This window comes from Devosia lucknowensis (assembly GCF_900177655.1).
In the GTDB taxonomy this organism is placed as follows: domain Bacteria; phylum Pseudomonadota; class Alphaproteobacteria; order Rhizobiales; family Devosiaceae; genus Devosia; species Devosia lucknowensis.
In genome coordinates this window covers 1,247,006-1,260,466 of sequence record NZ_FXWK01000001.1, presented here as the reverse complement: position 1 = coordinate 1,260,466, position 13,461 = coordinate 1,247,006, and the positions used below count along the sequence as shown (strand labels likewise).

The following is a 13,461-nucleotide window of genomic DNA, read 5'->3' as shown; positions in this document are numbered from 1 at the left end:
GAAAAGCGAGCGGGTGGCAAAGTCCTTGTCTTTTCCCGAGCCCGGTGGCTTGCTCCTTTTCCGAGGAGATTCCATCGTGTTCGACCCCAGCATACTCATCCCCTATCTGGGAGCCTGCTTCCTCCTTGCCATCGTGCCGGGACCGACCGTGACGGTCATCGTCGCCAATTCACTGGCGCGCGGGACCGGGGCAGGGCTCGCCATCGTGGCCGGAACGCAGGCAGGCGTTCTCGTGATGACGCTGATCGTCGCGCTGGGCATGCAGGCCCTGGTGGCATTCATGGGCGCCGCCTTCGACTGGATAAAGCTTGTTGGCGCTGCCTATCTGGTCTGGCTCGGCTTCAAGATGCTGCGCAGCGACGGCGATATCGGCGGGGTGGAGGCGGCGCGCGGCAAGTCGAACGCCCGGACGATGCTGGAGGGTTTCCTCGTTATTCTTTCCAATCCCAAGGCGCTGATTTTCCTTGGGGCATTCCTGCCGCAGTTCGTGGATGTGAGCCAGCCCACATTTCCGCAGGTCATGCTGCTGGGCCTGTTCTTCATGCTGGTGGCCGGCTCCACCGATGCGGTTTATGCCCTGGTGGCGGGCCGGGCCCGTGGACTGCTGAGCGCGGCACGCGTGCGCATGGTGTCCCGGCTTTCAGGCGTGATCCTGATGTTCGGCGGTGTCTGGCTGGCCTTGCAGAAACGGGCGTGATCCTGGTTCTCGGTCGGCCATTTCGTTCACGTTTTTCATCAGGGAATTCTCGCAATGCCTTCTACAAGAATCGAAACCCGTAGCGGGTGGCTCGGTGCCCGTCGCGGTGAATTCATCGAAGCTGTTCAGGCTGCGCTCGTCGAGGGCATACTCATACCGGCGCAGGACCGGTGCGTGCGGCTCCATGAGTTCGAGCTGGACGCTGTCATCTCGCCGGCGACGTCCAGCGAGCGCTACACGGTCATCGAGATCAGCCTCTTTACCGGCCGGAGCATCGAGGCCAAGCGCCGGCTCTATGCGGCAATGGTAACTCGACTGGCGGCATTCGGACTCGAACCGCACGACATCAAGGTGATCCTGCACGAAGTGCCAAGAGAAAACTGGGGACTCCGTGGCAAGCCGGCGAGCGAAATCGAGCTCGGCTTCAAGGTCGATGTCTGAACCGGACTACGGCATTTCCGACCTGCGCGACGCGCCGGAATTCGTCGGCCGATCCGGCCGTGGAATAGGAAAAGGGCGCTTCGGCGCCCTTTTCTGTGGTACTTTTAGGAGAGGCGGTTGGGGGCATGACGCCTATGTCCGCTATCGGGCCGCCGCCTCATGTACTCGAACGTCTCGGATGGGGCGCCCTTTCGCCATCAGCGGGAAAAGTAATCCCCGCTCATTCACCTGGCCGCATACTCCTCCCATCACCCGGCGCGGCGGTCTGCAGGCGAACAGTGGTCGGGTGAGTCGGGTGGGGCTTTTGCCTGTCCCACAGGTTCCAGTCCGGCCGTGACGGGACGAGCGATCCCCCCGCCGCCGGACAGTTCCAAAAACCGGCGACCCGAGGCGGCCACGTCTCACTATTTCAAAACCTGCGAGACGCACGCGCCTCGGGTCCCGTCCAATGCAGGAACCGGCAGCCTCCGAGGCCAGCCGGCGCTGAGGCACGCGCTCTTGCCCCCCGAGGACGGAAATGACAAAACGATCCAAAATCACCCGAGGAGGGGATGCGTATGACGGGTTTGGTGGGATTCTATCCGGGGTCGTTCGATCCGCTGACCAATGGGCATCTCGATGTCATTGAACGCGCCTGCAAGCTGGTGGATACGCTGGTGGTCGCGGTCGGTATCAGCGCCACCAAGAAGAACCCGCTGTTTTCGCACCAGGACCGGGTCGCCATCCTCGATCAGGTGCTGCCGCCGATCGGCATCCGCACCGACACCACGTTCCGGATCGTCGATTTCTCGGGCCTCATGGTCAATGCGGCGCGGGAAAACGGTGCCAAGCTGATCATCCGCGGGCTGCGCGACACCACGGATTACAATTACGAAATGCAGATGGTGGGCATGAACGCGCAGATGGCGCCCGACCTGCAGACCGTTTTCCTGCCCTCCAGCCCGCCGGTTCGGCATATCTCGGCCACATTGGTGCGCCAGATCGCAGAAATGGGCGGGGATATTTCCGCCTTCGTTCCTCCAATCGTCTTCAAGGCTCTCAAGTCCAAATGATCAAGTTGACCCGCCGTACCTTCGCCGCGCTTGCCCTGGGCGCGACCCTTGTCGCTGCGCCGGCCTTTGCCCAGTCGGGCCAGCCGCACCTGATCCTGACGCTGGAGGACGGCGTGGTCGACATCGAGCTGCTGCCGGAAATCGCGCCCAAGCATGTCGAACGCATCGTGGCGCTGACCGAAGCCGGCGAATATGACGGCGTGGTGTTCCATCGCGTCATCGACGGGTTCATGGCCCAGACCGGCGACGTTTCGAACGGCGACTCCGACGATCCGGCATACAACCTGGCGATGGCCGGCACCGGCGGATCGGACATGCCCGACGTCGAGGCCGAGTTCAACTCCGAGAGCTTCGTGCGCGGGGCAGTGGGCGCGGCTCGGTCCCAGGACCCCAATTCGTTCAATTCCCAGTTCTTCATCGTGACCGCGGATTCCACTTTCCTGGACGGCCAGTACACCGTGTTCGGGAAGGTCGTTTCGGGCATGGAGACGGTCGACGCGCTCGAAAAGGGTCCGCAGGAGCGCAATGGCGCCGTCGAGAACCCGGACAAGATCGTCTCGGCCGCCATCGAATACAAGTAAGGCGCGATCGCCGGACCATCGGGACGCCGTCATCGCCTTGCGGTGCGGTTTCGGTTGGTTCGGCGAACCTTGCGCCTGTCGCCGATCCGGCCTAAATGCGGGCCGACCCTCTCCAAGGAAAGTTGCTGAACATGGCCTATGCCGATCCCGAAAACACCCTCGTCATCGAAACCACCAAGGGCAATGTCGTTATCGCGATGAAGCCGGACGTGGCTCCCGGTCACGTCGAGCATATCAAGAAGCTTGCCCGTGAAGGCGCCTATGACGGCGTGGTGTTCCACCGCGTGATCGACGGCTTCATGGCCCAGACCGGCGACGTGAAGTTCGGCAATTCGAACCTCACCGACTTCAACCCGTCGCGCGCCGGCACCGGCGGCTCGCAGTATCCGAACCTGAAGCAGGAATTCAACGAGACGCCGCACAAGCGCGGCACAGCCTCGATGGCTCGCGCCCAGGACCCGAACTCGGCCAATTCGCAGTTCTTCATCTGCTTTGCGGATGCCCCATTCCTCAACCGCCAGTATACTGTGTGGGGTGAGGTCATCGAGGGCATGGAGAATGTCGATCAGATCAAGCGTGGCGAGCCGGTCATCAACCCGGACAAGATGGTTTCGGTCAAGGTCGCGGCCGACATCGCCGAGTAATCTTTGCGTCGCAACGCTGGTTGCGGCCATGGCTCTCGTTTCGCCTGCCCAGGCAAGCGGGGGCCTTTTTTGTGAAGGCGAGGGCGGATCGGCCGATATCGCCATGGGCCGGCTGGTGGTGATGCAGGTGCTCGGCGCCAGCGTCGAGATCGGTGGCATCACCTATTCGACCGGCCCGGAGCGCGGCGAGGGCGAACCATTCGCCGTCGGCCAGGCCTTCGCCGAGGGCGACGACATCATGGTCGATTTCGTCGATCCCAATTTCGAGGACATCATCGTCAGCCTCAGAGTTCGCTTTGATCGGGCAACCGAGAGCTTCGTGGGAGTGCTGCGTTCGCAGACCATGCAGGTCGACGTCACATGCATGGAGGGGTGAGCCGTGGCGATGAAACACGCAATCACTTCGGGTCTCGTGGCGTTTCTGGTGACGCCGGCTCTGGCGGTCGAGACCGTGACCTGCACGGATGCGCAAGGTGAGATCACCTTCAGCTATGCCTTCGACTATCGACTCGACCAGCCGATCCGCGAGGTCACCATGCAGCTGATCGACGATTTCGGCTACTCGACGAATCCCGACCATCCCAAACACGACGGCGAATATGTCCAGGACGGGTTCCGCGGTGACGACACTGAAGGCGGCTCGGTGTCGTGGGACGACGAGAATGGCGACCGCCACCATTCGATGAGTTTCCGCATCGGCCGCGTCTACGAGGCGCAGCGCTCGCAGATCGGCGGGGTCGTGGCTGTGGGCGGCGGTGGCTTGTGGACCGTCACCTGCCAGTCGGATGCGCAGTAGCCGCAGGCTTGACGCGGAAGGTGTGAAGCGATCTGGTCGAGGCTTGGCCGGACTTGTCACGCTGAGTCCGCTTCTCATCTCAGGTCATTGATTTTGAAAATGGATACAGTTCTCTGGGCGCTCATGGGCGTCATCGCGGGCGCCTGCATTGCCGCGCAGGCGCCAATCAATGCCAGCCTCGGGCGGGCACTGGAAGTGACGGTGGCGGCCGCCGCAGTATCGTTTCTCGCCGGCGGCGTCGTGCTCTGGGCGCTGGCGTTCCTGTTCAGCCATCTCGGTGGCACACCAATCAATTTCGGAGCGCCTGCGCCGTGGACGTTCGTGGCCGGAGGGCTGCTGGGCGCGTTCTATGTCTTTTCGAACATCACGCTGACCCCGGTCATGGGAGCGGCGGCCGTGATGGCGCTCTCCGTCACCGGCCAACTGGTGGGCGGACTGTTTCTCGACAAGATCGGATTCATGGGCATGGCGGTGCGCGAGATTTCGGTCGGGCGACTGGCCGGGGCGGCACTGCTCGTGGTCGGCGCAGTGATGATCCGCGTGCTTTAGCAACTTCCGCTGCGCGCGCGACGTTTTCGCCAACTCAAAGCCATGCTAACGAGCGGCCATGCGCGTTACAGAATTCGACTTCGACCTGCCCGAAACCCTGATTGCCCTGCATCCGGCCGAGCCGCGCGACAGCGCACGACTTCTGGTGGTGCGGCCGGGTGAGCCCTTTGCGAACCAGCATATCCCCGACCTCCGGACGCTGTTGCGACCCGGTGACGTGCTTGTGGTCAACGATACGCGGGTGCTACCAGCGGAGCTCAAGGGCATCCGCGTGCGCGGGGAGACTCGCGCCAACGTGTCGTTCAACCTGCACAAGCGCGACGATGCCCATACCTGGCGGGCGTTCGCCCGACCGGCCAAGAAACTGCATCTGCTTGATCGGCTCGAACTCGGGAATGGCGGTGCCGATCCCCTGATCGCCCGCGTGGCCGGCAAGGGGGACACCGGCGAGGTGACGCTGGAGTTCGAGCTGGGCGGTGCCCAACTCGACGAGGCCATCAAGTCGCATGGCGCCATGCCGCTTCCACCCTATATCGGGGCCAAGCGGCCAGTGGAGGAGCGCGACAAGGTCGACTACCAGACTGTCTATGCCGCGGAGGACGGCGCTGTCGCCGCACCCACTGCCGGGCTGCACTTTACCGAAAAGCTGCTGCAGGATCTCGCCGACATGGATGTCGCCATGGAGCGGGTCACTCTGCATGTGGGCGCCGGGACCTTCCTGCCGATGAAGGCAGATGACACCGACGACCACGTCATGCATTCAGAATGGGGCGAGATCGACCAGGCAACCGTCGAGCGGATCAATGCGCGCCGTGCCGCAGGGGGCAGGGTGATCGCAGTCGGAACGACCAGTCTCAGGTTGCTCGAAACCGCTTCGCGGGCAACGGGTGAGCTGAAGCCCTTCGTGGGCGATACCGACATCTTCATCACGCCTGGCTTCCGGTTCCGGACGGTAGACGTGCTGATGACGAACTTCCACCTGCCCAAATCGACCCTCTTCATGCTGGTCAGCGCCTTTTCGGGCCTGCAGACGATGAAGGACGCGTACGCACATGCCATCGGCAACGCATATCGCTTCTATTCCTACGGCGACTCGTCGCTGTTGCACCGTGCCCCGCATCCCGAGGATGATGCGTGACGGAGCGGCATTCGCCGATCAACAGATACATGCGGCGCATTGCCCGATCGCTCCGGCTGGCCGCTGACCACAATCAATCGCACGTGACGCTCGACAGGCTGATCGAGCTGCTGGGGCCGAAGTCTCACCGGCTCCTGCTGCTCGTGGTGTCGCTGTTCAACATGATCCCGGGACCTCCAGGCTACGGCGGCACGATCGCGTTCACCACAGGGGCGATCGCCATTGCCATGCTGATGGGCCGGCCGATCCGGCTGCCGGGCATATTGGGACGGCGGAAGCTGCCCATCGACCTGATGGTGCGGGGCAGCAACCAGGTCGTGAAGGTCGCCAATTTGCTATCGCGGTTTTCGCGACCGCGGATGCGGTGGTTGACCGGCGCGGGCGCGGTGGTGCCTTATGGCGTCCTGGTGATCGGGGTGAGCCTGGTGATGGCGCTGCCCATTCCCTTCATCAATGCCATTCCCAATGTCGGGCTTTGCATCATCGCGTTTTCAATGCTCAATCGCGACGGGGTGGGGGTCATCACCGGACTCGTGGCGACTGCGCTGGGCCTCATTGTCGACGCAGCCATCATCCTGGGTGTCCTGCACCTGGGGATGACGGCCTTCCAGTCGATGGCCTCTTAGAGGCCGGCGGCGTCGTGCTCGAGCGTGCCGCTGAAGCCACAGGCGGCGCCGTGATAATAGAGGCACCCGGTCTTTTCTTCGGTAGTGAGCGTGCCGTCCTCGTTAAACGTCAGGGCGATTTCGCAGTAGCGGCGATTGAGACCGGCTTCTTCCTGCTGCGGGTCATAGTCTTCGTTCTCGACGAAAAAATTGCCGCCTTCGCTTGTCAGGATCACCTCGCCGTCGATGCCACCGGCGCAGCCGCCGACATCCGAGATCGGCACGACGGTGTTGATGGAAATCTTATAGACGTCATTCTCGACATGGGTGAGATCGAGGGTGATGTCGCCCTCGCCTTGCCCGGACCAGAACCCCTCATGTTCCTGCGCAAGCGTGGGGACGGCCAGAAGAGGCAGGATGGCGGCAGCGAGCACGGCAAAACGGTTCATCAAAAATCCCTCACAGACAATGTTTTAACTGGGGTAGAGGCGCCAACAAGAGTGGCAACTTTATGAAGGCAGGGGCCCACTCCGCGGCAAAAAGGCTGCAACCAATACGGATGCAAGAGCTTTTGCCCTTATCATCCAAACAGGAGCCAAACCTTGACCGACGATACCTTTTTCGGCGTTTCGACCGCCTGGATCCTCACCAATGCATGGTCGTTGCTGGTCGCGATCATCGTGCTGGTGGCGGGTTGGATCATCGCCAATATCGTATCGCGGGCCCTCGCATCCTTCGTGGCGGCGCGGGTGCGCAATAGCGCGACCGTGGCGCCGCTGATCGGTCAGGTCGTTCGATATGCCGTGCTGTTCGTCACCATCATCATCGTGCTGGGGCAGTTCGGCGTGGAAACGGCCTCGATCCTGGCAGTGCTCGGCGCGGCCGGCCTGGCCATCGCGCTGGCCTTGCAGGGAACCCTGTCGAATATAGCGGCCGGCATCATGCTGGTGTTCCTGCGTCCGTTCAACACGGGCGACTATATCGACGCCGACGGCATCGTGGGTACGGTGGTGGAAGTGGGGCTGTTCGCCACGCAGATGCGCACCATCGACGGCGTGTTCTTGTTCGCGCCGAATTCAAAGCTCTCCAACGCCAAGATCATCAACTACAGCCGCGAGGCGGACCGTATGGTCGAGGTCAAGTTCAACGTTCCGCGCAGTGCCGATCTTGCGACCGTGCGCGCGCAACTGGTGGGTTCCATGCGCACCGACTATTCCGACCCCAATGCACAGTCGGAAGTGCTTCTGGACACACTGGGCGATTCCAACATGACCCTCGTCGCCCGCGTGCCGGTTCGCAGCAAGGACTGGTGGCGTGCGCGCTCCGAAGTGCAGGAACGGGTCAAACAGGTGCTGGACGCCAACAACAACTTCGCGCCGGCGGCCTGACCCGAGGAGGCGCGCCCAGACCGATTGTCGGGCGCGTCGCAACAGGCTAGAACCCGGGCCATGAAGCAAGTCACATTTTCCGTTCTCGCCTCGGACGGCATGGCCCGTCAGGGCCGCATCGATACGCCGCGCGGCGAGATCAATACCCCAGCATTCATGCCCGTCGGGACAGCCGGAACGGTCAAGGCCATGTATCCCGAGCAGGTGCGTGAAACCGGCGCGGATATCCTGCTTGGCAATACCTACCACCTGATGCTGCGCCCCGGCGCAGAACGGGTCGCCTCCCTTGGGGGGCTGCACGATTTCATGGATTGGCAGCGGCCGATCCTGACCGATAGCGGCGGTTTCCAGGTGATGTCGCTGGCCAAGCTGCGCAAGCTCACCGAGAAGGGCGTGACGTTCAAGTCGCATATCGATGGATCGGCCTACGAACTGACGCCGGAGCGCTCGATCGAAATCCAGACTCTGCTCGACAGCGATATCATTATGCAGCTCGACGAGTGCATCGCACTACCGGCCGAGCGCAAGGAGATGGAGCGGGCAATGGAGCTTTCCATTCGCTGGGCGGAGCGGTCGAAAACCGCTTTCAACAATCAGCAGAACCGGGCGCTTTTCGGCATCGTGCAGGGCGGTGACGACGCCGAATTGCGCGGGCGATCGGCCGCGGGGCTCAAGTCGATCGGCTTCGACGGCTATGCCGTTGGCGGACTGGCTGTCGGCGAGCCGCAGGCGGTGATGTTCCGGGTGCTCAGCGACATCACGCCGGAATTGCCGGAGGACCGGCCGCGCTACCTCATGGGCGTCGGCAAGCCGGACGATATCCTTGGCGGGATCGAGCGCGGTATCGACATGTTCGACTGCGTCCACCCGACGCGCGCCGGACGACATGGCCATGCCTACACCCGCTTCGGCGTCATCAACCTGAAAAATGCCCGGCATAAGGATGACCATCGTCCGCTGGACGAGGCGTCGCCCAACCCCAACTGCCGACGCTGGAGCCGCGCTTATCTGCACCATCTGGTCAAGACCGAAGAGATTTTGGGCGCCATGGTGCTTTCGCAGATCAACCTGGCCTATTATCAGGAACTGACGGCGGGGACACGGGCAGCGATTGCGGCCGGACGGATGACGGATTTCGCGGCAGAGACACGTGCGGCATGGGCCGCCGGCGACCTGCCGCCTCTCTAGGTTTTCTCAAAGGGACATGACCATGGCCAAGGGCGAACGCGGCGACGTGCTCAATCTGCTGACCAAGCAGCGCAAGCGGCTGGACGATTACACGATGCGCGAAATGTTCGCGCTCGATCCCAACCGCTTCCAGCGGTTCTCGGCCACCGGTGCCGACATCCTGCTCGACTATTCCAAGAACCGCATCGACGAAGATGCGATGGATGCGCTGTTCGAGTTGGCGCGCGCCGCCGGGGTGGAAGATCGCCGCAGCCAGATGTGCGAAGGCGAGCACATCAACATCACCGAAGACCGCGCCGTGATGCACATGGCGCTGCGCTACCAGGGCGACAAGCCGGTCGAAGTCGACGGCAAGGACGTCATGCCCGACGTGCGGGCGGTGCTCGCGGCCATCGAGACCTATACCAATGCGGTGCGCTCGGGCGAGATCCGCGGCCAGGGCGGCGCGCAGTTCACCGATGTGGTCAATATCGGCATCGGCGGGTCGGATCTAGGCCCGGCCATGGTGACGCTGGCGCTCGAACCCTATACGCGCGCCGACCTGCGTGCCCATTACGTCTCGAATGTCGATGGCGCGCATATTCACGACGTCCTCAAGCGACTCGACCCCAAGAAGACGCTGTTCATCGTAGCGTCCAAGACCTTCACCACCGACGAAACCATGACCAATGCCAATTCGGCGCGAGACTGGATTTCGGACACGCTGGGCGAGGAGGCGGTGCCGAACCACTTTGCTGCGGTGTCGACCAATCTCGAGGCTTGCGCGAAGTTCGGAATCCGGCAGGACCGCATATTCGGGTTCTGGGACTGGGTCGGCGGGCGCTATTCGGTGTGGTCGGCGATCGGGCTGCCGATCGCGCTGGCCGTGGGGTACGACAATTTCGCGAAGTTTCTCGCGGGTGCCGACGCCATGGACCGGCATTTCCTCGAAACGCCGCTGGAGCGCAATCTCCCGGTGATCATGGCGCTGATCGGCGTCTGGTATCGCAATGCCTGGGGTTTTTCAACCCATGCCGTTCTGCCCTACGACCAGCGGCTCAGCCGCTTTGCCGCCTATCTGCAGCAGCAGGACATGGAATCGAACGGCAAGTCGGTGACGCTTGATGGCAAGAAGGTCGACTGGCCGACTGGCCCGATCGTCTGGGGCGAGCCGGGTACCAATGGCCAGCACGCCTTCTATCAGCTGATCCACCAGGGTACCGACGTCATACCGTGCGATTTCCTGATTGCGGCGCGTCCGCACGAAAACCTGCCGCCGCATCACGACAAGCTGGTCGCCAATGTGCTGGCGCAATCGGAAGCGCTGATGCTGGGCAAGACCAAGGACGAGGTGGTCGCCGAGCTCAAGGCGCAAGGCCTCGACAAGGACCAGATCAAGGCGCTGGCGCCGCACAAGGTGTTCCCGGGTAACCGGCCATCCAATACGCTGTTCTACAAGCAACTGACGCCGGAAGTACTGGGCTCGCTCATTGCGCTCTACGAGCACAAGGTGTTCGTGCAGGGCGTGATCTGGAACGTCAACTCCTACGACCAGTGGGGCGTGGAACTGGGCAAGCAGCTTGCCAAGGCCCTCCTGCCCAAGGTGAAGGGCGAAGAGAGCGGCGAAGGACACGACGCCTCGACGCAGGGGCTGCTCGGATACTACCTTGCCAACAAGGCCTGACGCTTGATCATCACGACTGACGAACAGCTCGACAAGCTCAAGGCGATCGGGCGGATCTGCGCCATGGCCCGCGAGGCCATGGCGACGGCCATGCGGCCGGGCATGACGACGCTGGAGCTGGACGAAATCGGCGCCAAGTTTCTGGCCGGGTATGGCGCGGTATCTGCGCCGGTGCTGACCTATGACTTTCCGGGCGCGACCTGCATCTCGGTGAACGAGGAGATCGCGCACGGCATTCCGGGCAATCGGGTTCTTGCCGCCGGCGACCTCGTCAATATCGACGTTTCAGCCGAACTCGATGGCGTGTTCGCCGATTGCGGCGCGTCCTACATTCTGGGCAAGGCTGACAAGCGGCTGGAAAACCTTTGCCGTGACGGCAAGAAGGCGATGTGGGCCGGGATCAATGCGGTGAAGGCGGGAGGCGCGCTGGCCGATATCGGCACGGCCATCGGCAAGGTGGCCAAGAAGGGCGGATACACGCTGATCCGCAACCTCGCCAGCCACGGCGTCGGTGCCAGTCTTCACGACGAGCCTGGCGAAATTCCGACCTGGCCGGACCGGTCGGAGCGGCGAAAAATTCAGAATGGCCTCGTCTTTACCATCGAGCCGTTCCTGTCGATGGGCGGTCAGATGGCCGAGCAGATGTATGATGACGACGAGTGGACGCTGACGGCCGAGCCCCTGGCGCCGACCGTGCAGTACGAGCATACGGTGGTAGCGACGCCGCGCGGGGCGGTGGTTGTCACGCTGGCGGGATGATGTTCGTGGAACCGGCTCGCCACATAAGCTGCCCACATCCACCGTACCGCCCTCGGACCTGATCCGAACGCCACTTGCAATATTCGCGCATATCGCAGCTGTTCCGACGGTCAGGCCCGGGGAGCAGGTGGCGCTTGGACAAGACTTTCCTGCGGCGCGCCTAAAGCCAGACCAGCAGCAACGGCCCCAGCACAATCATGCCGACGCCGATGGCGAAGCGCAGGTTGCCCAACTGCCGCAGGGCGGGAACCGCGAGAAACGTCGAAAGCACAAAGAAGCCTGCCAGTGCGATCAGCGCTGGCATCAGCGGATTGAGGTTGAGCGCTGTGTTCTCGGTGAGCTGCAGATAGACCATGTGGCCGACTGCAAAGCCGAGCAGGGCCACGATAACCACCGCGACGGCCTTTGCTGTGATCAGCAGCGCCTGGTCGATGGTGGCGCTGGTGAGCAGCAGGGCGATGCCGGAGCCGGTGACATGCACCGCTGCCAGCGTGCCGAAGACGCCACTGCCGGCCAGGATGGGTATCAGTTCGGGTGGCGCGCTGAGCGGCAGGGAGCCGACCATGGGCAGGTTGGCGCCGTATTGCGCGAGCAGCAGGATGCCATAGAGCATGACCAGTGTGCTGGCGGCAAAGACCAGCAGGGTTACCGCCAGGACCTTGAGAAGGTCGGTCGTTGCTTGAGACATGACATTTCCTCGACGCGCCGTGGCCCTTGCCGATAGTACGGCATGGGGCTGATTCTCAAATGCGAATGCGACCGGGATTGGCGCTGAGACGCGTTCGCGTTACCCGCTGGTGGCGTTGAGCGTCCCGATGGATGCGGATCGGCTTGCGAAAGTCTTCCGACAGCTCGCCAGCGTCGGCCCGATAGTCGAGTTCAGCATAGGGATCGGGATCGTCGATTGTCTGGGTCATCGCTGGAGCGGGTCCAAAGCCTCTGGCGCATGTGCCGGACCAATGTGACCGCGGCGCGACAATCGAGATCGATCGGGAAGAAGTGTGGTACGCCGGGTGGGGATCGAACCCACGACCATTCGATTAAAAGTCGAATGCTCTACCACTGAGCTACCGGCGCCTACATTATCAACGCCTTGGGACGTTGCGGCGGAAAATAGCCAGACTCGTCCGGCTGTCAACCGAATTTGGCTGCTATTGCCCAGCGGCGAGCGGCGTGCCGCTGTAGGGCATGGGAATACAGGCGATGGAAACGCGCTCGAAGCGCTGACAGAGCGACCGGGCCTCGGCCAGCTGCTCGATCGGGCCGACGACGATGCGCTTGTTGTCGCCGCTGGCGTCGTCGACCACGAGCGGCGCAAGGCCGAAGAGAAGCGGCCCGAGCTTGAGCGTGAGGTCACTCCAAAGAGCTGGTGTTTCATCGAAGGGGACCGCACTGCCGATAGCGATGCCGTAAGCACTGGTATCTGATGTAGCCAGGGCCGTGTCGGTCGAGAGGATGTCGGGCAGGGTCTGCGCGGTACTGCCAGTCGTGGCCGCCGCATCGGGAATGGCGGATTGGCGGACGGCGACCGAGCCGCCGTCGGCGTCGAAGGTCAGCGTCTGGTTGGCGCCAATCGACGACGTATAGGTCGAACGATCGATCAGAGCATCCGGCGGCATGTTTTCGAGCAGGCGTGGAACACTGACCTCGAGCGCGCCGACGCGGCGTGTCACCTCGTTGTTGGAGCGTTCCTGCATGGTGAAGCGTGTGACGAGCAGTTCGTTCTCACGTTTCAGACGGGCGGTTTCCTCGCGCAGGTCCGAAACCTGGAGGCGAAGGGTCTCGATCGAGGCGCCCGCAACGCGCGGCTGGTGCAGTCCGCCGATGATGCTCTGCGGCACCAGCAGCGAGATGTTTGATCCGAACACGGCGAGAGCGACGCAAACAAGCGCAACGACGCCCCAAATGGTGACGTCCGATTGCCGGAACTGTTCGGATGCTTTAGCCAAGCGACGAGACC

General features: G+C 62.8%; 18 protein-coding genes and 1 tRNA gene. 14 read left to right on the top strand and 5 right to left on the bottom strand.

The window, feature by feature from the left end; genetic code table 11:
• Positions 1-76 precede the first annotated feature (76 nt).
• From CCK88_RS05965 to CCK88_RS05920, 10 genes are all read left to right on the top strand, one after another.
• Entirely contained in the window at positions 77-697 is a 621-nt protein-coding gene (locus tag CCK88_RS05965; RefSeq protein WP_244557438.1) for a LysE family translocator, read from the top strand.
• Between the two features lie 54 nt (positions 698-751).
• Positions 752-1,138, top strand: coding sequence for a tautomerase family protein (locus tag CCK88_RS05960; RefSeq protein ID WP_086469563.1), 387 nt, complete (start codon positions 752-754; stop codon positions 1,136-1,138).
• A 557-nt stretch (positions 1,139-1,695) separates the two neighbouring features.
• Positions 1,696-2,190, top strand: coding sequence for a pantetheine-phosphate adenylyltransferase (coaD, locus tag CCK88_RS05955; protein WP_086469562.1), 495 nt, complete (start codon positions 1,696-1,698; stop codon positions 2,188-2,190).
• Entirely contained in the window at positions 2,187-2,771 is a 585-nt protein-coding gene (locus CCK88_RS05950; RefSeq protein WP_086469561.1) for a peptidylprolyl isomerase, read from the top strand. The genes coaD and CCK88_RS05950 overlap by 4 nt, the downstream gene beginning before the upstream one ends.
• Before the next feature lie 131 nt (positions 2,772-2,902).
• Complete coding sequence (locus CCK88_RS05945) at positions 2,903-3,415, top strand: peptidylprolyl isomerase (protein ID WP_086469560.1); 513 nt, start codon at positions 2,903-2,905, stop codon at positions 3,413-3,415.
• A gap of 28 nt (positions 3,416-3,443) precedes the next feature.
• The gene (locus CCK88_RS05940; RefSeq protein ID WP_086469559.1) at positions 3,444-3,791 is read left to right on the top strand and encodes a hypothetical protein; all 348 of its coding nucleotides are present in this window, start codon (positions 3,444-3,446) and stop codon (positions 3,789-3,791) included.
• A 9-nt stretch (positions 3,792-3,800) separates the two neighbouring features.
• The gene (locus CCK88_RS05935; RefSeq protein WP_086469558.1) at positions 3,801-4,211 is read left to right on the top strand and encodes a hypothetical protein; all 411 of its coding nucleotides are present in this window, start codon (positions 3,801-3,803) and stop codon (positions 4,209-4,211) included.
• Between the two features lie 99 nt (positions 4,212-4,310).
• Positions 4,311-4,760: a DMT family transporter gene (locus CCK88_RS05930; RefSeq protein WP_086469557.1), complete on the top strand. Its 450-nt coding sequence runs from the start codon at positions 4,311-4,313 to the stop codon at positions 4,758-4,760.
• Between the two features lie 58 nt (positions 4,761-4,818).
• Positions 4,819-5,898: a tRNA preQ1(34) S-adenosylmethionine ribosyltransferase-isomerase QueA gene (queA, locus tag CCK88_RS05925; protein ID WP_086469556.1), complete on the top strand. Its 1,080-nt coding sequence runs from the start codon at positions 4,819-4,821 to the stop codon at positions 5,896-5,898.
• Positions 5,895-6,524, top strand: coding sequence for an exopolysaccharide biosynthesis protein (locus CCK88_RS05920; protein ID WP_140048899.1), 630 nt, complete (start codon positions 5,895-5,897; stop codon positions 6,522-6,524). Before queA ends, CCK88_RS05920 begins: the two co-directional genes overlap by 4 nt.
• On the opposite strand, the gene CCK88_RS05915 is transcribed toward CCK88_RS05920, so the two are convergent.
• Positions 6,521-6,952: a hypothetical protein gene (locus CCK88_RS05915; protein WP_086469554.1), complete on the bottom strand. Its 432-nt coding sequence runs from the start codon at positions 6,950-6,952 to the stop codon at positions 6,521-6,523. The two genes, CCK88_RS05920 and CCK88_RS05915, sit on opposite strands and share 4 nt — an antisense overlap.
• Positions 6,953-7,105: 153 nt before the next feature.
• Between CCK88_RS05915 and CCK88_RS05910 the strand changes: the two genes are divergently transcribed.
• Genes CCK88_RS05910 through map form a run of 4 tightly spaced genes read left to right on the top strand, consistent with a single transcriptional unit; the run spans position 7,106 to position 11,501 of the window.
• Positions 7,106-7,891 carry a mechanosensitive ion channel family protein gene (locus tag CCK88_RS05910; RefSeq protein ID WP_086469553.1) on the top strand — a complete coding sequence of 262 codons (786 nt, stop codon included), beginning with the start codon at positions 7,106-7,108 and terminating at the stop codon, positions 7,889-7,891.
• A gap of 60 nt (positions 7,892-7,951) precedes the next feature.
• A complete protein-coding gene (tgt, locus tag CCK88_RS05905; protein ID WP_086469552.1) occupies positions 7,952-9,079 on the top strand; it encodes a tRNA guanosine(34) transglycosylase Tgt in 1,128 nt (375 codons plus the stop codon).
• A 22-nt stretch (positions 9,080-9,101) separates the two neighbouring features.
• Positions 9,102-10,742 (top strand): glucose-6-phosphate isomerase, encoded by a 1,641-nt coding sequence (gene pgi, locus CCK88_RS05900; protein ID WP_086470838.1) that lies wholly within the window; start codon positions 9,102-9,104, stop codon positions 10,740-10,742.
• Between the two features lie 3 nt (positions 10,743-10,745).
• The gene (gene map, locus CCK88_RS05895; RefSeq protein ID WP_086469551.1) at positions 10,746-11,501 is read left to right on the top strand and encodes a type I methionyl aminopeptidase; all 756 of its coding nucleotides are present in this window, start codon (positions 10,746-10,748) and stop codon (positions 11,499-11,501) included.
• A 160-nt stretch (positions 11,502-11,661) separates the two neighbouring features.
• Here the strand turns inward: map and CCK88_RS05890 are convergent, their stop codons facing one another.
• The 4 genes from CCK88_RS05890 to CCK88_RS05880 form a co-directional block, all read right to left on the bottom strand.
• Positions 11,662-12,189: a hypothetical protein gene (locus tag CCK88_RS05890; RefSeq protein ID WP_086469550.1), complete on the bottom strand. Its 528-nt coding sequence runs from the start codon at positions 12,187-12,189 to the stop codon at positions 11,662-11,664.
• Between the two features lie 55 nt (positions 12,190-12,244).
• On the bottom strand, positions 12,245-12,418 hold the full coding sequence (locus CCK88_RS18375) for a hypothetical protein (protein ID WP_170926372.1): 174 nt from the start codon (positions 12,416-12,418) through the stop codon (positions 12,245-12,247).
• 85 nt (positions 12,419-12,503) lie between these two features.
• A tRNA-Lys gene (locus CCK88_RS05885) sits at positions 12,504-12,578 on the bottom strand.
• A 74-nt stretch (positions 12,579-12,652) separates the two neighbouring features.
• Complete coding sequence (locus CCK88_RS05880) at positions 12,653-13,450, bottom strand: coiled-coil domain-containing protein (RefSeq protein ID WP_086469549.1); 798 nt, start codon at positions 13,448-13,450, stop codon at positions 12,653-12,655.
• Between the last annotated feature and the right edge of the window lie 11 nt (positions 13,451-13,461).